This is a genomic window from Providencia sp. UF-224 (assembly GCF_058245955.1).
In genome coordinates, this window is the sequence record NZ_JBSICC010000010.1 from 105,160 (window position 1) to 127,143 (window position 21,984).

Below are 21,984 nucleotides of genomic sequence, written 5' to 3' on the forward strand. Positions count from 1 at the left end.
TTTTATTGATGAGTGGTAAGTTTCTTTAATAATTCAAATATAGGTTTAAATATATGTTTGATTGTTTTTATTGTTTTAAATCAACATGTAATGAAAACGCATCTTTAGAGTTTTTATGTGTTATTACTCATTATTAAATAATCTATTTTGTACTCATATTAATTGTGAGAGTTAAGGTTTTTTAAATTGTATTTACTTTTATTTTGGCAGGAAAGTTAAATTTTATTAAATATGGTTTTCACTCTATTCTGGATTAAAAATAATAAAAAAAGCCCTATGTAAAAGGGCTTTTTATCACGTATTAATTTATTTTTTTTGAGTTAATGTAGAAATAGACTCTCTGTAGCAAAGCTCAAGTTTTTCTCGGCTATCAGCGGTAATATGTAAATCTTGAAGGCGGCCATTGTTGATACCATATACCCAACCATGGATCATCACTTTTTGACCACGTTTCCATGCGGATTGCATGATGGTGGAGTGGCCCAGATTATAAACTTGCTCTACCACGTTTAATTCACATAAACGATCCAGTCGTTCACAAGGCTTTAATTCACCAAGCATTGAACTGTGTCGATACCAAATATCACGAATATGTAATAACCAGTTATTAATAAGGCCTAATTCTGTGTTATCTACTGCTGCTTCAATACCACCGCAACCATAATGGCCGCAAATAATGATGTGCTCAACTTGTAGTACATCAACAGCATATTGAATGACAGATAAACAGTTAAGGTCAGTATGGATAACTAAGTTTGCAACGTTACGGTGAACGAATAGATCGCCCGGTGCAGCATTGATTAATTTTTCAGCGGGGACTCGACTGTCTGAACAGCCAATCCACAAGAATCTTGGCTTTTGTGCTTTAGATAATTCTTTGAAGAATTCAGGATCTTGTTCTTTTACAGAGGCTGACCATGCTTCATTGTTAGCAAACAGCTCTTCGATTTTTCTCATCATGACTTATAGCCTAGTTGTGTTACTGTGCGATAAAATCTTATACAACATTTATTGATTAATTAATAATTAGTTATACTAATTACAACATTGATATAATGAACCACTCATTTAGACAAGACAACCCTCAATTAGTAACATATTGAATTATCTTATAGAAATCTATTATCACTTTTCTGCATAACATAGAGCAGAAAAAAGTGGCATCATAAGCGTATATTGCCTCCAAATCGTCCTAAGAATAAAGGGTTTTTTTATATATGACGTATGCACTTGAGTTATCGCAGTTAACAAAAACCTATTCAGGTGGCGTTAAGGCTCTGCGAGGAATCGATTTACATGTTGAAGATGGTGATTTTTATGCATTGTTAGGCCCAAATGGCGCAGGAAAATCAACGACTATCGGTATTATCAGCTCATTGGTGAATAAAACCAGTGGCTCAGTTAAAGTATTTGGTTATGACCTAGAAAAACAAGTTGTACAAGCAAAACAACAACTGGGATTAGTTCCTCAGGAATTTAACTTCAATCCATTTGAGACTGTTTTGCAGATTGTCCTGAATCAGGCTGGTTATTATGGTGTACCTCGTTCTGTCGCTGTACAACGCGCAGAGCAATATTTGACGCAGCTAGACTTGTGGGAGAAACGCGACGAACGTGCTCGTAATTTATCAGGCGGGATGAAACGCCGGTTAATGATCGCTCGTGCGTTAATGCACCAGCCAAAATTATTGATTTTGGATGAGCCTACTGCGGGAGTTGATATTGAATTGCGCCGTTCAATGTGGTCATTTTTAAAGAATTTAAATGCGCAAGGCACAACAATTATTTTAACGACACACTATTTAGAAGAAGCAGAAATGCTGTGCCGTAATATCGGTATTATTCAACATGGTGAGTTAGTTGAAAATACCAGTATGAAACAATTACTGAGCAAATTAGAATCAGAAACCTTTATCTTTGATTTAATGCCCAAAAGTCCTATCCCGCAATTACTGGGTTATGAGTCACGCTTGATAGATACATCGACCCTAGAAGTTGATGTAAAAAGGGAACAAGGGCTAAATAGCGTTTTTAGTCAGTTAAATGAACAAGGTATCCAAATTTTAAGTATGCGTAATAAGGCAAATCGTTTGGAAGAGCTGTTTGTCAGCTTAGTGAAAAAAGAAAACAATGCGACCGAAAAGGAGATTGTATAATGTTCTCACTGTACTGGGTTGCATTAAAAACAATTTGGATAAAAGAAGTGACCCGTTTTGGGCGAATTTGGGTACAAACTTTACTGCCTCCAGTGATTACCATGTCATTATATTTTGTGATTTTTGGTAATTTAATTGGCTCTCGAATTGGTGAGATGGGAGGGGTGGATTATATGCAATTTATCGTCCCTGGCCTGATTATGATGGCGGTAATTACCAATTCATACTCCAATGTTTGCTCATCATTTTTTGGTTCTAAATTCCAAAAAAATATCGAGGAGCTACTCGTAGCACCAGTCCCAACCCATATCATTATTGCTGGTTTTGTTGGTGGAGGGGTCGCTAGAGGAGTTTTAGTTGGCTTCCTTGTCACATTAGTTTCACTGTTTTTTATTCCGTTACAAGTACATTCATGGCTTATGGTCATCATAACACTACTATTAACGGCAATAGTGTTTTCGCTAGCAGGGTTATTAAATGCGATTTTTGCAAAAACGTTTGATGATATAAGTATTGTCCCTACCTTTGTTTTAACGCCATTAACCTATTTAGGGGGAGTATTTTATTCACTCTCATTATTACCTCCTTTTTGGCAGGCGGTTTCTAAACTCAACCCAATTGTGTATATGATTAGTGGCTTTCGTTATGGCTTCTTAGGTATTGCTGATGTATCGATAGCAGTCACATTGGGTGTTTTAATGATTTTCTTGGTCGTTTTCTACTTGCTGACATGGTATTTAATTGAGCAGGGAAGAGGTTTGCGTAGCTAGTTTTAATGGCTGTATCGGTTTAATTTAAATACAAAAAAGCTGCTTTAGAATAGGCCAAATAGGACTTATTAAAGCAGCTTTTTATTGGTGTTTAGGTTGACTTAATTCGTTAAGCCACTTGCACAGGAACGGCTTTAGCTATTCGGCTCATCACGTTATTTTCATCAAAATAAGCGACTTTTGGCTTATGAAGTCGAGCATTTTCATCTTCCATCTGTACGTAAGAACAAATGATTAATTTATCGCCAACAGCAGCGCGACGTGCAGCGGCACCATTAACAGAAATAATTTTTGAACCACGCTCGCCAGATATAGCATAAGTTGAAAAACGCTCTCCGTTATCAACGTTATAAATATCAATAGCTTCATATTCAAGGATACCCGCGGCATCCATAAAATCTTGGTCGATAGCGCAAGAACCTTCGTAATGCAGGTCTGCTTGGGTGACCGTGACTCGGTGGAGTTTGCCTTGTAACATTCTTCTTAACATTTTTTTCTTCCTCATTCGGTTCACAGCGTTGTTGGTGACGTTATTTTGCCCTAGTCACATACTTATGTATGCTCCTAGGGACTCAATAACTTACCGCCTAGCTGTGAATCGAATGCGTTTGAAAAATGATAGCTATTCGATTGACAGCGTTATCACTAACACTATGAACACGGTAATTGCAATGTGTTGTTTTATTGTTATAAGTGACTTATTTTTATGCAATATCGCGTTGCAGGTCAACTTGCAAATTGTCAATCAAACGAGTTTGACCTAACCATGCCGCCATTAAAATTACTGCACGTTTACTTGTGTCATTGAGCGCTAATAAACTATCCGCATCACGAATAAACAGTTCATCAGGGGTAAAGCCAACTTCACGTAAGCGGTCATTCATCTCAATAATAATACCGTCAGAGGAATTTGGCTCAAGCACCAATTTTTCTCCTGCTTGTTGCATAATTTGATACAGCATTGGCGCTATCTTTAGCTCATCAGCAGATAAATTATTGTTACGTGAACTCAGTGCAAGGCCATTTTTGGCTCTCACAGTTGGCACGCTGATAATTTGGGTATCAAAAGATAAGTCATTAACTAATTTGCGAATTAATTGCAGTTGTTGGTAATCTTTTTCACCAAATAATGCAATTTCAGGCTGAATAAGATTAAACAACTTAGTGATGACTGTTGCCACACCTCTAAAATGGCCAGGACGGCTCGCACCTTCTAACATGGTTGATAACTCAGGCACTTCAACAAAAGTCTGCTTCTCCATTCCTTCGGGGTAGAATTCTTGAGGGGATGGTGCAAAAATTAAATTTACGCCTTTGCGTTTGAGTTTTTCACAGTCTTCTTGCAATGTACGCGGGTAATTAGCTAAGTCAGACTGCCTATCAAATTGCATTGGGTTAACAAAAATACTGGCAATAACAATGTCAGCTTGCTGTTTGGCTTGGTCAATCAAGGTTAAGTGACCATCGTGCAGATTTCCCATGGTTGGGACCAGCGCGATGCGTTTACCTTCTTGCTTCCAGCGGCGAATTTCGCGGCGAAGTATTAGCGCCGTTTCAACGATAAGCATAAAAAATAATCCTTATATGTTAGCTAATTAGGAAAATGAATGCGCTTCGGCTGGGTAAATGCCTTCTTCCACTTCTTGAACGTATAAGCGGATGGCATCATGCATGTTTCCTGCCTGAGCTAGAAAGTTTTTTGCAAATTTCGGCGGGCGGGCAGTGATACCTAATGCATCATGCATTACCAGAATTTGCCCATCTGTCCCATTCCCTGCGCCAATACCAATAACAGGTAATAACAGCTCTTCAGTGACATGATTAGCTAAAGAGGTTGGCACACATTCAAGTACTAATAGTTGTATACCTGCATTTTCGAGGGCAATAGCATCTTTTACCATCTGATTAGCCGTCACTTCGTCACGACCTTGCACTTTGTACCCACCCAACACATTAACGGCTTGTGGTGTTAACCCTAAATGACCACAAACTGGCACAGAACGTTCAGTCAGCATTTTAACTGTATCGCATAACCAGCTACCGCCTTCAATTTTGACCATGTTTGCCCCTGCTTGCATGAGAATTGCCGCATTAGCGCAGGCTTGTTCTGGGGTGGCGTAACTCATAAAAGGCATATCTGCGATGATAAAGGCATTTGCTGCCCCTTTACGTACGCAGCGAGTATGGTAGGCAATTTGTTCAACAGTAACGGGTAAGGTGCTGGTTTCACCTTGGATAGTCATACCTAATGAGTCACCAACAAGCATCACTTGAATTCCTTGCTCATAAAATAATTGAGCGAAGCTTGCATCGTAGGCGGTCATGGTTGCAAATTTGCGTTTGTCTTTTTTAAACTGACATAAATCAGCCAGAGAAATTGGTTTCATTATAATAACCTCCGGAAATGATCTCCCAACGACCACACCTCAGAAGAGGTTGATTATTTTAGGCGTCAATATCCCAAAATAGTAAGCCGTTACGCGGGACGTGTGTGAGTCTTTCAGATAGCAACTCGCCATCTGGAAAAACAAGGGTAGGGGCGATATCGTTGAGCGGATACAACATAAATTCACGCTCTTTCAGCCCATAGTGTGGAACTGTTAATCGTGGCGTATTAATAACACGATTACCAAAAAGCATGATATCGAGATCGAGGGTTCTAGGCCCCCAGCGCTCGTCTTTGCGTACACGGCCAAGGTCGAGTTCGATTTGCTGGGTATGGTTGAGCAACTCTTCGGGTTCAAGAGATGTTTCAAGGAGGACAGCCAGATTTAAAAAGTCTGGCTGATCCTGTGGGCCCAAAGGCTTCGTACGGTAAATAGGTGAGGTGGAAATAACACGGCTATCAGGGATAGCGTCTAAGGCTGCAATAGCTTGTTGAGCCTGCTTTAGGGGCTCACCAAGGTTACTTCCTACTGCAATATAGACTTGTTCCATAACGCACTCTCTATTTATGACGACTTATTCGGTTTACGCGCCCCAGAATGAGAGGAACGTTGTGGGCGAGGACGGCGACGAGTCGGCGCATTACCTAACTCTGAAATCATCTCACGCTGTTTAATATTGTTGGCTTGCTGAAAATCCGCCCACCATAATGCCAATTCTTGAAGTTCATTTCGATGTTCGACATTGGCTCTAAGCTCTAATAAATCAAAGGCTGCACGGAATTTTGGGTGCTCCATTAATTTATTGGCACGGCTACCTTGACGGCGCGGTAAACGTAATTGTAATAGCCAAATGTCGCGCATTGTCGTGGTAATACGTTTAGGGATAGCAATTGAACGGCATTGCTCATCTAAAATATCATTCATGGCAAGAGCGAAAGCATCATAATAGGCAAGCCCACCTTCTTGAGACAGCTTCTCTGCGTGCTCAGTGACGGGATACCATAACATAGCAGCAAATAAAAATGCAGGGTTTACACGCTTATCATTTTTAAGCCTAAAGTCAGTATTTTTGAGTACTTGCTCAATGATTTTTTCCATTGGCGAATCGCCATTTTCACTGAAACGGCTCGCAACAACAGGGAATAATTGCTCAAACAAGCCAAATTTTTTGAGCATTTTATACGTTGAATAACCTTGGCCTGCTTGCAGCAGTTTTAGAGACTCTTCAAATAACCTAGCGGAAGGTATTTCCCGGAGCAAAGGTGCAAGTTGGTAGATAGGATCGGCTGTTCTTGGCTCGATAGTCATATCTAACTTACAGGCAAAACGCACCGCTCTTAACATCCTAACGGGGTCTTCACGATAACGAGTCTCAGGATCGCCGATAAGGCGGATAACGCCTTCTTTAAGATCTTTCAAACCATTGACGTAGTCACGTAAGGTGAAATCTTCAATGTTGTAATACAAACTGTTAACCGTAAAGTCGCGGCGGATCGCATCTTCTTCAATGGAGCCGAAGATGTTATCGCGTAGCAGCATGCCATTTTGTGCTTGTGCAGATAGGTTTTTATCGTCAGAGGCATTTTGGTCATGGTGACCACGGAACGTGGCAACTTCAATGATTTCAGGGCCAAACATGATGTGCGCTAAACGGAATCGACGGCCAACAAGGCGGCAGTTACGAAATAGCTTACGAATTTGCTCTGGTGTCGCGTTTGTCGTGATATCAAAGTCTTTAGGTTTTTGACCTAAGAGTAAATCACGGACACCACCGCCAACTAAATAGGCTTCGTAGCCACTTTTATTTAAGCGGTAGAGGACTTTCAGCGCATTGTCGCTGATGTCACTACGAGAAATTGGGTGTTCAGAACGCGGAATAACAGTAATGTTTTCGTTATTTTCGGTTGTCATTGTCGGGTGTTTCTCAGGTGTAGAATCGGCACGTTGAGATTGACGAACCGTTTTTTTAATAGGCGCTGTTCTTGGCGTTTGTTTAGAATTCCGAGTGTTAGGTGATGTTTGCACCGTGTCGGAGTGAGTGACTGGCCTTTTACCGGCTGCCGTGGTATCTCGCTGAGTATGCGCATGCTGCAACGCATCTTCACCATTCGGCGCAGTTGTATTGCGAGATAAAATGTTACGGCAGAAATTTGCTACTCGGTTAAAAATAGTACACCTCGATGTCATTACCAATATTCAATAAACAAAATAAGCGGCTAATCATAGCTCACTGAAGTTTCTTTGAGAATGGTTAAACGAATAAAAGTCACCTCTAATCATTTTTTTTATCAATAAAAATCATTCGAAAAATAAAAAATAACGTTCCAAATCTCGCGAACTATGGCTTGGAATGCCTTATATTAAAGGGTTTTCACGCAATGATATTGTGCTTTATTTAAATTATGATCTGAAAAATGCACAATAAAATCCGATAAAAAAATTTACTGAAAAGCTGTGTTTTTATTGAATGCCTAACCGTACCTTTGTTTGCTTACCATTAATTTTATCAAAAATGATAGCAAAAATAAGTGATTAATAAAGATTACTTATAGGAGGAATTAACATCGGAGAGATTTTTGCGGAGTGTAACCCTTATAACGGCGCACGTGATATGCGCCGTTCAGGACTCCATCTGAGCAATTAGCCTGCCATTTGCTTTTCGCGAATTTCAGCTAACGTTTTACAGTCGATACATAAATCAGCGGTAGGACGGGCTTCCAAACGGCGGATACCAATTTCTACACCACAAGATTCACAATAGCCAAAGTCGTCATCTTCAACTTTTTTCAGCGTTTTCTCGATTTTCTTAATCAATTTACGTTCACGATCCCGGTTACGTAATTCAAGGCTGAATTCTTCTTCCTGAGCGGCTCTATCAACGGGGTCTGGAAAGTTAGCTGCCTCATCTTGCATATGAGTAACAGTCCGGTCCACTTCATCTCTGAGTTGATTGCGCCATGCTTCGAGAATGAGCTTAAAATGCGCCAATTGGGCTTCGTTCATGTACTCTTCGCCAGCTTTTTCATGATAGGGCTCAACCCCAGCAATGGCGAGAATGCTTAAGGACGATGTCTTACGTTTTTGCCCTTCTTGCATAATGCTTCTCCTACACACGCAAATTTTACAAAAACCCCAAGGGGGAAAATTTAAGGTCGCTATAAATAGCAGAAGAGAGCTCTCTTGGCAATCGTTCATGCAATGAGTTTTGTAATGCTGTGAGGGCGAGCGTGTTTATTCCCTTTTAGCGCCCAGAACTCAGCGGCCTCGTATAAAAATCTACTAAAAAAATATTATTTAATAGATGTAAAACTAATCTGTTTACTTAACGACATTTGTTGAACGGTTATATCTGCCTGATAACAAAGTACTTCAACTCCACTTTGCCTTGCTTCCTCTAATAATTGCGCATATTTCTTATCAATATGTGCAGCTGCTGATGCTACGTGAATACCTGTATGTAAAGCAACAAACAATAGTATGGCTCTTTTTCCTTCTTTCGCAATGTGCATTAGCTCCCTGAGGTGTTTTTGTCCTCGGAGTGTGACAGCATCAGGAAAGAAACCCTGATTATCATCCAGTAAAGTCACTGATTTTACTTCAATAAAGCAGTCTGGTAACTCATTATGAGAAAGAAAAAAGTCAATACGGCTATTTTCTGCTCCATATTTCACTTCAGGTTTTATTTCACTGTATTCGGATAATTCTGGAATGCATTTTTTGGTCAAAGCTTCAGCAACTAACTGGTTCGCTCTCAGGGTATTAATGCAAATAAAGTGCCCTCTCGCCGTTTGGGTTAACTCCCAACTGTGGGGGTATTTGCGTTTTGTATTGTCAGATGTGGAATACCAAACTGTATCACCGGGAGTTGCACACCCCGTCATCGCACCCGTATTGGCGCAGTGAATTGTTATCTCTTCACCATTTGGCAGGGTGACATCCGCTAAAAACCGTTTGTAACGCTTAATTAAGGTGGCGGGCTGTAAAGGGGGATGAAATTCCATAAGGTCTCCGTGCTGCTAACCAGTGATAAGCTGACTGATGAAAGTGGCTAATGCTACAATGTCTGATAGCAAAAGTTAAATGCAGGGAGTGGTTACTTTCGTGTTACCCATATTAGAAGTCAGTGAATCGTTATTGGCCGCCTTAAAATCGTCCCCACAAGTTTTGTTGCATGCACCTACAGGTGCGGGTAAATCAACCGTTTTACCTCTTGAGATATTAAGAAGCGATGTGATTGATGGGCGAATTATCATGTTGGAGCCGCGCCGCCTTGCTGCACGCTCGGTTGCCGCTCGCCTTGCGCAGCAACTTGGGGAAGAGGTCGGTAACACGATTGGGTTACGCATGCGCTCAGAAACTAAAGTTAGCCGCCATACGCGTCTCGAAGTGGTGACTGAAGGGGTACTTGCGCGGCAGTTACAAAATGACCCGATGCTCGAAGGCGTTGGGTTGGTTATTTTAGATGAATTTCACGAGCGAAATTTACAGGCTGACCTTGGCCTTGCACTATTATTAGATAGCCAACAGGCACTGCGAGATGACTTACGTATCTTATTGATGTCTGCAACATTGGATAACGAAGGGCTCACGCAGCTATTTCCTGAAGCGCCAGTCATCACCTCTCAAGGACGAACTTTCCCTGTTGTGCGTGAGTACCATCCAATTAACCCTAATAAGTTATTCCATAAAGAAGTTGCCTCACTGGTATGGCAATTACTGCAACAACAATCAGGTTCATTACTTTTATTCCTGCCTGGGGTGGGGGAAATAGAGAAAGTGAGACTAGAGCTCTCCTCCATGGTAAGTGAGGACATACTTTTGTGCCCTCTATATGGCGCTCTTTCACTACAGGCACAACAACAAGCTATTCAAGTTGCTCCCGAAGGAAAACGCAAAGTGGTGCTAGCGACTAATATAGCCGAAACCAGTTTAACCATCGAAGGTATTCGTTTAGTGGTCGATAGCGGCTTTGAGCGTGTTGGGCAGTTTAACCCACGTTCAGGGCTAACTAAACTGGTCAAACAGCGGATTAGCCAAGCCTCAATGGCTCAGCGAGCTGGGCGGGCAGGACGTTTGGAGGCGGGTATTTGCTGGCACTTATTTAGTGAAGAACAAGCCGAGCGTGCCGCGCAGTTTAGTGATGCAGAAATTAACCAAAGCGATCTCAGTGGGTTATGGCTCTCCTTATTGCAATGGGGATGCCATGATACGGCACAACTAAGTTGGTTATCGCCACCGCCACAACCTGCTATTGCCGCTGCGAAGGATTTATTAACGAAATTAGGCGCGGTTGATAGCCAAGGTAAGTTAACAGTCTTGGGGCAAAAGATGGCAGCTTTCGGTAGCGAGGTGCGAACTGCCGCGATGCTCTGTAAAGCGCAAGAAAGCGAAAATAAAAATGTGATTCAGCTCGCCGGATTGCTCACGGCAATCATTGAAGAACCTCCACGTAATGGGGGGGGCGACTTACGCAGCTTCATTGAAAGGCCGACAGATAATTGGTGCAAGCGAGCATCAGTGCTGAGTGAACAAAAAGTATCAAATAAAATTGGGCTGCAATCAGAATTGATAAGTGAGTGGTTACCAACATTATTAGCCGCGGCTTTCCCAGACCGCATCGCCAAATCGCGTGATAACCAACTGCGCTACCAACTCGCCAGCGGGCTGGGGGCATCCCTGACTGAATCGGATCCGCTAATTGGCACGCCTTGGCTAATGGTTGTCTCTCTCTGGCAGCCTGAAAACTCAGCGGATGCGAGAGTCTCATTAGCCTATCCTATTCAAATTGAAAGGTTACAAGCAGATTGCCCTTTTTTATTTAGCACACAAGAAACCGTTGAATGGGATGAGCAAAAAGGCACTTTGCTAGCATGGAGGCGCTTACAATGTGGGCAATTGGTGGTGAAATCTGAGCGGCTCACAAATCCAGATAAAGCAGAAATTCGCCAAGCATTGGTTTACTGGTTAAAGCAAAATGGGTTACAACAGCTAAATTGGCAGGAAGATGCACTGCAACTGTGCATTCGTTGCACATTGGCAAAGCAGTTGTTTCCTGAAGTCAATTTCCCTGATTTTGATGAAAATGCCCTATTGGATTCTTTGGGAGAATGGTTAGAACCCTATCTGGATGGCGTGACAAACAAGCAAAAGTTGCAACAAATTGATTTGGCTAAGTTATTAATCAACCGTTTGGATTGGCAGCAACAACAATGGTTACAGAGTCTGTTCCCTGATACCTATCACGCACCATCTTCCCACGATGTGAGTATTCACTACGCTTTAGACAAGCCTCCCTTTATTGAAATTCGCATGCAGGAAATGTACGGTGAAAAAACGAACCCGACTGTTGCTCAGGGAAAACTGACGTTAACCGTGTCTTTGTTATCGCCTGCCATGCGACCACTGCAAATTACGCAAGACCTTGGTGCTTTTTGGCAAGGTAGCTACAAAGAGATCCAAAAAGAGATGAAAGGGCGTTATCCAAAGCACTTGTGGCCCGATGACCCTGCGAATACGGCACCCACAAGGCAAACAAAAAAAGCGATGATGAGTACGAAATAACCGATTTTTATGCTCTAATAGCGGGTTTCCAAAACTGGCTTAAATGGGCGAGTCAGAGTAAGGAAATGTAATTAAGAGCTTTCTTTGGTGAAATCTCAAGGGTTATGGGCCAAAATTAACCACTACGCGTTAAGCAATTAGTGAATAATTAAGTTGTTAAGTGATTTTGTAAGGTGATATGGAGCGACCATGTCCGGTAAAGATTTTGAACCAATCGGCCGACGTAATAAAAAAACGGCTGACAAAAAACAATCTTCATCACGCCGCCGTAGAGACCGCGATGATTATGATGATGAAGATTTATACCAAGATGATGATATTGAAGAACAATATCTTGACGATGAAGATGAAGAAGAGCACATGGCTAAAAAAGGCTCAAAAAATAAAAAAACACGCAAAGTAAAAAGCAAATGGCGTTGGTTCTGGCTACTTGTCAAACTGATGATTGTATTTGCAGTGCTATTGGCTGCGTATGGTTTTTATTTAAATCAACAAATTAAAGAACGCCTCGATGGTAAGGTCTGGGATCTCCCCGCTGCGGTATACGGCCGCATGGTCAACCTTGAGCCGGGGATGGATTACAGCCAAGCAGAAATGACACGCTTGCTTGAAGGCATGCAATATCGCAAAGTCAGCAAAATCACCACATCGGGTGAGTTTGTTGTGCGTGGCAATACCATCGAAATTTTACGCCGCCCATTTAACTTCCCTGACCAAAAAGAAGGGCAGATTTTGGCGCGTATGGTGTTTGAAAACAATTCATTAAGTAAGATTGAAAATATGGAAAATGGCCGCTCATTTGGCTTTTTCCGTTTAGATCCAAAACTTATCACCATGATGCAATCAGCAAATAACGAGCAGCGCTTAGTTTTGCCACTCGCTGATTTCCCTGAATCATTGGTGAAAATCTTACTTGAAACCGAAGATAGGAACTTTTACGAGCACGATGGCGTCAGTTTGTACTCTATCGGCCGAGCTGTTGTCGCTAACTTAACCGCTGGGCGTTCTGTTCAAGGGGGAAGTACCCTGACACAGCAATTGGTCAAAAACCTATTTTTAACCAATGAGCGCACCCTGAAACGTAAAGCCAATGAAGCCTACATGGCGATTTTGTTGGACTATAACTACGGTAAAGAGCGTATTTTAGAACTGTATTTAAACGAAGTTTTCCTTGGCCAAAACGGTAATGACGAAATTCGTGGCTTCCCATTAGCGAGTTTATATTATTTTGGTCGTCCAATTAATGAGCTGAGTTTTGATCAGCAAGCATTGTTAGTGGGCATGGTGCAAGGGGCGTCAACGTATAATCCTTGGACGAAACCGCAAAATGCCATTAAACGCCGTAATATCGTGCTAAAAATTCTTGAAACGCGCGGTGTGATTGACCAAGAAATGTACCAAGTCCTTAGTGCAAGGCCGCTAGGTGTGAAAAACAAAGAAGGGCTGGTGGCTTCTCAACCTGCCTTTATGCAGATGGTACGGTTAGAACTCAATGAAAAATTGGGTGATAAAGTCAAAGAACTATCAGGCGCGAAAATTTTCACAACCTTAGACCCCGTTGCACAAACTGCGGCAGAAAATGCCGTGGAAAATGGTGTCGCAGATTTACGCAAAACCCGTAAATTAGATGACATTGAAGGTGCTATGGTGGTGGTTGACCGCATTAATGGCGAAGTTCGTGCCATGGTTGGTGGTTCTCAACCTCAGTTCTCAGGTTTTAACCGTGCATTGAACGCACGCCGCAGCATTGGTTCATTAGCAAAACCGCCTGTGTACCTTGCCGCATTGAGTGAACCGGACCGTTACCGTTTGAATACGTGGTTAAAAGATGAGCCGCTGACGGTTAAAGTTGGCAATCAAAATTGGAGCCCAAGAAACTACAGCCGTAACTTCAATGGCCGTATGATGCTGGTTGATGCATTAGCTAAATCGCAAAATATCCCAACAGTAAACTTAGGGTTAGATGTTGGTCTCGACCAAGTGTTTAATACCTTTGTTCGTTTAGGGGCACCTGCCGCAGCGATGGAAAAAGTCCCTGCAATGTTATTGGGTGCCGTTAACTTAACACCAGCGGAAGTGGCTCAGGTATACCAAACCATTGGTGGCGAAGGGAATCGGGCGAAATTATCCTCCTTACGTTCTGTTATTGATGGTGATGGTAACGAAATTTACCAAAGCTACCCATCCGCAGAGCGTGCTGTGCCTTCGCAAGCTGCTTATTTAACACTTTATGGTATGCAGCAAGTGGTGAATCAAGGCACAGGGCGCGTTTTATTATCCAAATACGGTAAGTACAATTTGGCGGGTAAGACGGGGACAACCAATGATTTGCGTGATAGCTGGTATGCGGGTATTGATGGTAAAGAAGTGGCAATCGTCTGGGTTGGGCGTGATAACAATGGTCCAACACAGTTAACAGGGGCGACAGGGGCTTTGAAAGTCTACCAACGCTACCTTGATAACCAAGCACCTTTAGCGCTGATTAACCGTGCACCGGAAGGCATTGTTGATATGCAAGTTACGGCAGATGGGCAGTTAAGTTGTTCAAACTTTGGTGGCGGTAGAATGTTACCGATTTGGACAGATAACCCAGAAAGCTTGTGCCAAGGCTCAGAAAATCAAGCACCTGAGTGGAATTTAAATGGCAATAATGACGAGCAAAAAAGTGATGCGCCAGATTGGGTAAAAGATATGTTTGGCGATAACCCATAAATTCTCGTCATATTTCGAGCTGTGGCGGTGTTGGCTACATTCAACTACTCGGGTCACATACTAGTGTATGCTCCCCGAGATAGTTTCACTTGCCGCCTTGCCACAACTCGAACTATTTAGAGAATTAACGGTATATTTAGTTTTCTGATTCTCTTCATTGTTCATGTATCTAGACTAGTTACAGTTCAAGCTATTTAAATAACTAATAAAGATGATCTGTTCTAGATTTAATAACCTAATTGGGTGAGTTAGCGGGGAATACTGATAGATAAGAGAGAGGTGAAGCGAAATTGCTTCACCTCTTTGTTTTTAATACGAATTAGTTTGCTTTAATCTTTGCCAGTGCTGTTTCTGCAGCTTTGATGGTTTTCTCAATATCTTCATCGCTGTGTGCGATAGACATAAAACCTGCTTCAAAGGCAGATGGTGCGAGGTAAATACCTTGTTCTAACATGTAATGGAAGAATTTTTTGAAGCGTTCCACATCACATTTCATCACGTCTTGGTAGCAAGTTACTGTTGGCGCATCAGTGAAGAAAAGACCAAACATACCGCCGACATGGTTAATGACCATCGGAATACCTTGCTCTTGGGAAACACGTTTTAACCCGCGTGCTAATTTTTCGGTTAACTCATTTAAACGTGAATGAACCCCCGGCTGAGACACTTCTTTTAAGCAAGCAAGGCCTGCGGCCATCGCAACAGGGTTACCTGATAAGGTACCTGCTTGGTAAACAGGGCCGATAGGCGCTAATTTTTCCATGATTTCAAGACGGCCGCCAAATGCACCTACAGGCATACCACCACCAATAATTTTACCTAAGCAGGTTAAGTCTGGCTCAACACCGTAGTAATCTTGTGCGCCACCTAATGCAACACGAAAGCCTGTCATCACTTCATCAATGATTAGGACAGCGTTGAACTCATCACATAGCGCACGTAGGCCCGGTAGAAATTCAGCGGTTGGTGGTACACAGTTCATGTTCCCAGCAACAGGTTCTACGATGACACAAGCGATATCTTCAGGATAGTTTTCAAATGCTTGGCGTACAGATGCAAGATCATTGTAGGTGCAAGTTAGCGTGTGTTTGACAAAATCTTCTGGTACACCCGGTGAGTTTGGTTCACCCATAGTCAGTGCGCCAGAACCTGCTTTGACTAATAAGCAATCTGCGTGGCCATGGTAGCAGCCTTCGAATTTGATGATTTTATCGCGGCCCGTATAGCCACGCGCTAGGCGAATGGCACTCATGGTGGCTTCAGTACCCGAGTTCACCATGCGTACTAAGTCCATAGAAGGAACCAGTTCACAAACTAATTCAGCCATTTCAACCTCGGCCGCGGTTGGGGCGCCGAAACTCAACCCTTTATGGACTGCTTTAATGACAGCATCACGAATTTCTGGGTGATTATGGCCTAAAACCATTGGTCCCCATGAGCCAACGTAATCGACATACGCTTTACCATCAACATCATAAATATAAGCGCCATCTGCTTTTTCGATAAATAAAGGCGTGCCACCGACACCGTTAAAGGCGCGAACAGGCGAGTTTACACCGCCGGGAATTTGTTGTTTTGCTTGCTCATACAGAATTTCAGATTGCGACATGGCAGGGCTCCAAAAAAGGGCGAAATAAAAATTTGCTACCATTCTAAAGCACCACATCAATTAAACCAAATGTTGCTATCAAGATATGCACAATGTGTCTAATTGTGTAACAACACTTGAACGATTTAGTCAAGTGGCGGATAATTAGGTTAATTGATCTGAGTGGGTTTTAGCCCACGCATGAATTTACCGGTCACCGGTTTGGAGTAAAAAATGAGTGATGATGCAGCTCTGCCATTGCAATTTACTGATGCGGCAGCAATTAAAGTTAAAGATTTAGTCTCTGATGAGGACAACCCAAATCTGCGTCTGCGTGTATATATCACCGGTGGCGGATGTAGCGGTTTCCAGTATGGTTTCACCTTCGATGATCAAATCAATGATGGTGATATGACGATTGAGAAACAAGGCGTTGCACTGGTCGTTGATCCTATGAGCCTGCAATATTTAGTAGGCGGAAGTGTTGACTATACCGAAGGTTTAGAGGGTTCTCGTTTTATTGTTACGAATCCAAATGCTAAGTCTACGTGTGGGTGTGGTTCGTCTTTTAGCGTCTGATTTTCGTCATATTTCGTAATTTTCGTCATATTTCGCGCTGTGGCGGCGTTGGCTTCATTCAGCTACTCGGGTCACATACTTATGTATGCTCCCCGAGATATCTTCATTCGCCGCCTTGCCACAACGCGAACTATTTAGAAAATTCCTGTAATTCGTAATTCGTAATTCGTAATTTGTAATTCGTAATTCGTAATTTGTAATTCTTAATTGGATAAATCGTTTAGCTGTTCGCGTAGTTGTTAGCTTTACGCTCTTTTCACCCTAGCCACATACTTGTGTATGCTTCCCGAGATATCTTCATTCGCCGCCGTGCCACAACACGAACTATTTAGAAGATTTTTGTAACTTGTAATTTTTAATTATTACTTATCAATAGGATAAGGTGTTTAGCTGTCCGCAGAGTTGCTCGGTGGCGTCGATAATTCGTGGGCCTGCGCGGTGGAACCAGTCTTCATTTAAACGAATGATTGGCACATCCAATTGTGAATGCCAAAAATCCCTGACGACTTTTTCCTGTTCAGCTGAGCCGGTCATTACAATCACATTAGGATTGCGTGTGAGCACTTGCTCACGACTAACTTGTGGCCATTGTACAGCGCTGTTAGCAAAAATATTTTCCCCTCCACAAAATGTCACGACATCATTTTGCAAGGTATGGTTACCTGCGCTGAATAAAGGCTGAGTTCCCAGTTGGATAAATACTTTTTGGGTTTTAAGGCCTGATTTTTTTTGGTTTTGATAAGGTGTTAGTTTTGCTCGCATAGCATCAACATTTTGCTGAGCCAGCTCAGGTTTAGGGCTATATTGGGATAATTCATTGACTGCATCAATGACATCATCAATGGTTTGTGGGTCAAAATAGACAATGGGAATACCAAAGGACGCTAGCTGATCAAGTGGCCGCTGTGGGTTTCCCCCTCGCCATGCCAAAATCAAGTCAGGTTTAAGCGCGATAATACGTTCGACATTAACCCCTTGCCAATCAGAAACTTGTTCTAATATTTTTGCCTGCTCGGGGTAATCTGAATAAGCACTGACCGCAATCAAGTTATCACCTAAACCAGCGGCATAGGCGAGCTCTGTATTTGCAGGGGATAGGCTAATTACACGCTGCTTTGGCTCTGACAAAGCAGAAAATGAGATAAAACAAGCCAGTAATAAAGCAATAAGTTGAGATAAATAGACGGTTAATTTTTTCATCGCTATCATCATATTGAAATAAAAGGCATGCCTGACAAACAGTTATGCCTTTTTTGTTGAACTAAGCCAGCTTAGCTAAAATTGCATTAATCATCAGTGAAGATTGGCGGGCAGCAACGGGAAGAAATTCGTCAAAACTGGTGTGCGATTCTTTATCAGCAACATCTGAAATCGCGCGAACTACGACAAATGGTACACCGAATTGATGACAAACTTGGCCAATCGCAGTGGCTTCCATTTCAACGGCAGCTACTTGCGGGAAAGTGGCTTTAATACGTGCCAACGGCTCTGCGCCATTAATAAAAGCATCGCCACTGCACACTAAACCACGAACTGCATTCATGTCGAGTAACTGAATGCACTGCTCAGCAACATCAATCAGTTTGCTATCGGCAACAAATGCAGGTGGGCATTGTGCCATCTGACCCGGTTCATAGCCAAATGCGGTGACATCGGCATCGTGATAACGTACTTCGGTAGAAACGACGATATCACCCACATTTAAGCGTGGATCCAACCCGCCTGCGGAACCTGTGTTAATCACTACATCAGGCTGGCAGTGTTCTAATAATAAGGTTGTACCAATTGCAGCAGCAACTTTACCAATACCTGATTTTAATAGGGCAACATCAACACCATTAATTTTACCTGTATAAATTTCACAGCCTGCACGGCTAATGGTTTGGCAGTTTTCAATTTGTGAGCGCAAAATGGCAACTTCTTGCTCCATCGCACCAATGATCCCAACTTTCATTTTGTCTCCTTTTCCCTGCTTAATGTGTACGATTAGTGTCAATATTTTGACTAGGGAAGATAATGTTTTATTGTGTTAGTGCTGTATTCTTCGAGCGGGTTCGCAAATTTTTTTGCAACAACTCGAATTTTGACAACGAAATTACAAAGATGCACGAAGTGTAACATTGAAAGGCAAGTCGGGAAGTATTTTTCCTGTATTTAGGCTATATAATGAAGCATCAATCGAGATAGGGAAGGTGGCAGCGTGGGTGAGATTAATTTTCTAAAGAAACTGAGTTTTCAACGTAACTACATGAGCAGCGCTAAAAACCAGAAAGTCTCACCGCAGGATGAAGACGCTGTAAACCGCTTATTTGAAAGTGACCGTGGGCGCATTATTAACTCCGCTGCTATCCGCCGTTTACAACAAAAAACACAGGTTTTTCCATTAGAACAAAATGCAGCAGTGCGCAGCCGGTTAACGCATTCACTTGAAGTTCAGCAGGTTGGGCGCTACATCAGTAAAACGGTGCTTGGTGAGCTGAAAAAGAAAAAATTGTTAGAAACCTATGGGTTAGATGAGCGTTGTGATGCTTTTGAAAGCCTAGTGGAAATGTCTTGCTTGATGCACGATATCGGCAATCCACCTTTCGGCCACTTTGGCGAAGCCGCTATTCAGCGTTGGTTTAGTAAGTTACTTTTTCCTGATTACGTTTATTCACCAGACTTGCCTGATCCTTGCCAAATTCAGGCACTGCAATTAACGGGGAATGAGAAACAAGACCTTTTTCGCCGCCAATTAAAACAAGATTTATGTTCATTCGAAGGGAATGCGCAAGGTTTGCGCATGGCTCACCGCTTGCTGAAACTTAACCTAACCTATGCACAAATTGGTGCCATCTTGAAATACACGCGTGGCGCTTATGATTTAGAACCCATTCCCGCAGAATTTGATTATTTGATGAAAAAACCAGGATATTACTGGTCTGAAGCGGATTTTGTAAGCGAACTCACCAAAAAACTCGATATGGAGAAATACTGTCGCTTTCCACTTTCGTACATTATGGAGGCGGCTGATGATATATCTTATTGTATTGCCGATTTGGATGATGCTGCAGAGAAAGGGATATTTACCGTTGAGCAACTGATCGATTATTTACGTGAAGAGTGGGGCGAAGTTGAGCCGAATGATTTATTCGACCAAACCATTATGCGTGCTTATAACAATATTAGTGATAATCACACTAGGCGTATTCAGCAAGACCAGTTTTTTATGTATTTACGCGTCAATATTACGGGTAAGTTAGCGCACTATAGCGCTCAACGCTTTATTAAAAACCTTCCAGAGATCTACCATGGTAATTTTAATAGCGCGCTATTAGAGGATAAAAGCCCCGAGCATCGCTTACTGAAAGTGTTGAAAACCGTTGCTTTTAAACATGTGTTTAATCATCACGAAGTCGAACAGTTAGAGTTACAAGGTTATAAAATTATCAGTGGGCTACTCGATTTTTATAGCCCATTATTGATGATGAGCCGGACTGACTTTGCGGATTTAGTCGAAAAAAACTACCACAAACACTTTTTTATTGAAACACGGCTATTCCATAAGTTATCCAACAAGCACCGATTATCCTACAATGAGGCGCTTGAGAAAGTATCTGCAACGAATGAATCGGATAAATCTATTCTTGAGTTTTATTACCGAGCTCGTTTGATCCAAGACTATATTAGTGGGATGACAGATCATTATGCCTATGAAGAATATCGAAAATTTATGGTGAGTAATTAATAATATTAATTCGCTAAGCAATAAAGTCGTAAAGTAGGCAATAAAATAAAAGGAAAAACAGGTATACTATACATGTCTGTTTTTCCCTCTTCATGCATCAAAAATGCTTGAAATGGAAGCAAACAAGGACCCTTTTTTGTAACTAATACTTCGTTGTGATGACTTATGGCTCAATTTTACTCTCCGAACCGCCGCACCACTCCACGCCGTCAACTTACGGTTATTGCTGATAGCTTAGATGCCGCTGGGCAAGGTATTGCACGCCTTGATGGCAAAACAATTTTTGTTGCGGATTTATTGCCTGGGGAAGAAGCCCAAATTGAGTTAACGGAAGATAAACGTAGCTTTGCAAAAGCGAAAGTGGTTAAACGTTTATCAACAAGTCCACAGCGGGTAAAACCCCAATGTCGTTATTTTAATCAATGTGGTGGCTGCCAACAGCAGCATATTGATATTGAATTACAAAGAAAAAGTAAGGCAGAAGCTTTACAATATTTAATGATGAGGGAAACTGGAGTTGATAAAAGCGCAGCTCCTGTAATGAGTGGTGAGTCTTATGGTTATCGACGTCGTGCGCGTTTAGGCCTGCAATACCAGCCTAAAAATCAACGGCTGGTTATGGGGTTTCGACAAACACAATCAAATACACTCGTTGATATTAAAAATTGCCCTGTATTAACCCCAGAGCTGGATGCTTTACTTAAGCCGCTTTCTGAATGCCTTAACCAACTGAGCATTAAACCAAAATTAGGCCATGTTGAGCTTATTCATGGGGATAACACCAATATCATCATGATACGTCATTTAGTGCCTTTTTCTCATGCAGATAAACAAAAACTCCATGATTTTGAATGTGAATATGGCGTGTCTGTTTGGTTGGCAGGGAATGAGAACGCATTAGAGGCTTTGACGGGGAACTCTCCAATGCCTGAATATCAAGTTGCGGGTGAAGTGCTTAAGTTTAACCCATTAAATTTTATTCAAGTGAACGGGCAAGTGAACCAATTGATGGTGGCACAGGCGTTAGAATGGTTAGATCTAACACGTGAAGACAGGGTATTAGACCTTTTTTGCGGAATGGGTAACTTTACGCTACCAATAGCGCGATTAGCGAAATCGGTTGTCGGGGTTGAAGGTGTCGAAAATTTAGTCGAACAGGCACGAAACAACGCTCAGCTCAATACTATTTCCAATGCGACCTTCTATAATGAGAACCTAGAAGCCGAAATTCATACGCAACCGTGGGCAGCTCAAGGGTTCAATAAAGTGTTATTAGACCCTGCCCGGGCAGGGGCGGCGGGCGTGATGGAACATTTAATTAAACTGATGCCCGAAAAAATTGTCTATGTTTCTTGTAACCCAACGACATTAGCAAGGGACAGTAAAGTTTTGCTTGATGCAGGGTATCAATTATTACATTTGCGGATGTTAGACATGTTTCCGCACACTAGCCATTTAGAATCAATGGCACTATTTATCCGTCGACCAGAGCATTAACAGGTAG

The 21,984-nt window shown here is 42.1% G+C and carries 18 protein-coding genes; 7 read left to right on the top strand and 11 right to left on the bottom strand.

Going from position 1 to position 21,984, the window contains the following annotated elements; translation table 11 throughout:
- Positions 1-306: 306 nt before the first annotated feature.
- Positions 307-960 (bottom strand): carbonate dehydratase, encoded by a 654-nt coding sequence (gene can / locus AC4IFO_RS11725; protein WP_490734557.1) that lies wholly within the window; start codon positions 958-960, stop codon positions 307-309.
- Between the two features lie 257 nt (positions 961-1,217).
- On the opposite strand from can, the gene AC4IFO_RS11730 reads away from it, so the two are divergent.
- Positions 1,218-2,156, top strand: coding sequence for an ABC transporter ATP-binding protein (locus AC4IFO_RS11730; protein WP_490734559.1), 939 nt, complete (start codon positions 1,218-1,220; stop codon positions 2,154-2,156).
- Complete coding sequence (locus AC4IFO_RS11735) at positions 2,156-2,926, top strand: ABC transporter permease (RefSeq protein WP_490734561.1); 771 nt, start codon at positions 2,156-2,158, stop codon at positions 2,924-2,926. The genes AC4IFO_RS11730 and AC4IFO_RS11735 overlap by 1 nt, the downstream gene beginning before the upstream one ends.
- Positions 2,927-3,035: 109 nt before the next feature.
- Here the strand turns inward: AC4IFO_RS11735 and panD are convergent, their stop codons facing one another.
- The 7 genes from panD to sfsA all read right to left on the bottom strand — a co-directional run bounded on the left by panD (position 3,036) and on the right by sfsA (position 9,314).
- Positions 3,036-3,416, bottom strand: coding sequence for an aspartate 1-decarboxylase (gene panD / locus AC4IFO_RS11740; RefSeq protein ID WP_490734563.1), 381 nt, complete (start codon positions 3,414-3,416; stop codon positions 3,036-3,038).
- Between the two features lie 214 nt (positions 3,417-3,630).
- Positions 3,631-4,494 carry a pantoate--beta-alanine ligase gene (gene panC / locus AC4IFO_RS11745; RefSeq protein WP_490734565.1) on the bottom strand — a complete coding sequence of 288 codons (864 nt, stop codon included), beginning with the start codon at positions 4,492-4,494 and terminating at the stop codon, positions 3,631-3,633.
- A 27-nt stretch (positions 4,495-4,521) separates the two neighbouring features.
- Entirely contained in the window at positions 4,522-5,313 is a 792-nt protein-coding gene (gene panB, locus AC4IFO_RS11750) for a 3-methyl-2-oxobutanoate hydroxymethyltransferase (RefSeq protein ID WP_490734567.1), read from the bottom strand.
- A 58-nt stretch (positions 5,314-5,371) separates the two neighbouring features.
- Positions 5,372-5,863 (bottom strand): 2-amino-4-hydroxy-6-hydroxymethyldihydropteridine diphosphokinase, encoded by a 492-nt coding sequence (folK, locus tag AC4IFO_RS11755; RefSeq protein ID WP_490734569.1) that lies wholly within the window; start codon positions 5,861-5,863, stop codon positions 5,372-5,374.
- Positions 5,864-5,877: 14 nt separating this feature from the next.
- Positions 5,878-7,500 (bottom strand): polynucleotide adenylyltransferase PcnB, encoded by a 1,623-nt coding sequence (gene pcnB / locus AC4IFO_RS11760; RefSeq protein ID WP_490734571.1) that lies wholly within the window; start codon positions 7,498-7,500, stop codon positions 5,878-5,880.
- A 453-nt stretch (positions 7,501-7,953) separates the two neighbouring features.
- Positions 7,954-8,409 carry an RNA polymerase-binding protein DksA gene (gene dksA, locus AC4IFO_RS11765; protein WP_004260494.1) on the bottom strand — a complete coding sequence of 152 codons (456 nt, stop codon included), beginning with the start codon at positions 8,407-8,409 and terminating at the stop codon, positions 7,954-7,956.
- Positions 8,410-8,603: 194 nt separating this feature from the next.
- Positions 8,604-9,314, bottom strand: coding sequence for a DNA/RNA nuclease SfsA (gene sfsA / locus AC4IFO_RS11770; RefSeq protein WP_490734572.1), 711 nt, complete (start codon positions 9,312-9,314; stop codon positions 8,604-8,606).
- A gap of 100 nt (positions 9,315-9,414) precedes the next feature.
- Here sfsA and hrpB point away from each other — a divergent pair, with 100 nt between their 5' ends.
- Positions 9,415-11,874 carry an ATP-dependent helicase HrpB gene (hrpB, locus tag AC4IFO_RS11775; protein ID WP_490734573.1) on the top strand — a complete coding sequence of 820 codons (2,460 nt, stop codon included), beginning with the start codon at positions 9,415-9,417 and terminating at the stop codon, positions 11,872-11,874.
- Positions 11,875-12,063: 189 nt separating this feature from the next.
- A complete protein-coding gene (gene mrcB / locus AC4IFO_RS11780) occupies positions 12,064-14,586 on the top strand; it encodes a bifunctional glycosyl transferase/transpeptidase (protein ID WP_490734575.1) in 2,523 nt (840 codons plus the stop codon).
- A 319-nt stretch (positions 14,587-14,905) separates the two neighbouring features.
- On the opposite strand, the gene hemL is transcribed toward mrcB, so the two are convergent.
- Positions 14,906-16,195, bottom strand: a complete 1,290-nt coding sequence (gene hemL, locus AC4IFO_RS11785) for a glutamate-1-semialdehyde 2,1-aminomutase (RefSeq protein WP_490734577.1) — start codon at positions 16,193-16,195, stop codon at positions 14,906-14,908.
- Positions 16,196-16,408: 213 nt separating this feature from the next.
- On the opposite strand from hemL, the gene erpA reads away from it, so the two are divergent.
- Positions 16,409-16,753, top strand: coding sequence for an iron-sulfur cluster insertion protein ErpA (gene erpA / locus AC4IFO_RS11790; protein WP_154623408.1), 345 nt, complete (start codon positions 16,409-16,411; stop codon positions 16,751-16,753).
- A 369-nt stretch (positions 16,754-17,122) separates the two neighbouring features.
- On the opposite strand, the gene btuF is transcribed toward erpA, so the two are convergent.
- A complete protein-coding gene (gene btuF, locus AC4IFO_RS11795; protein ID WP_490734579.1) occupies positions 17,123-17,953 on the bottom strand; it encodes a vitamin B12 ABC transporter substrate-binding protein BtuF in 831 nt (276 codons plus the stop codon).
- A gap of 61 nt (positions 17,954-18,014) precedes the next feature.
- Positions 18,015-18,707: a 5'-methylthioadenosine/S-adenosylhomocysteine nucleosidase gene (gene mtnN / locus AC4IFO_RS11800; protein ID WP_490734581.1), complete on the bottom strand. Its 693-nt coding sequence runs from the start codon at positions 18,705-18,707 to the stop codon at positions 18,015-18,017.
- Between the two features lie 246 nt (positions 18,708-18,953).
- Here mtnN and dgt point away from each other — a divergent pair, with 246 nt between their 5' ends.
- The gene (gene dgt / locus AC4IFO_RS11805; RefSeq protein WP_490734583.1) at positions 18,954-20,480 is read left to right on the top strand and encodes a dGTPase; all 1,527 of its coding nucleotides are present in this window, start codon (positions 18,954-18,956) and stop codon (positions 20,478-20,480) included.
- 165 nt (positions 20,481-20,645) lie between these two features.
- Complete coding sequence (gene rlmD, locus AC4IFO_RS11810; protein ID WP_490734585.1) at positions 20,646-21,977, top strand: 23S rRNA (uracil(1939)-C(5))-methyltransferase RlmD; 1,332 nt, start codon at positions 20,646-20,648, stop codon at positions 21,975-21,977.
- Positions 21,978-21,984: the final 7 nt, after the last annotated feature.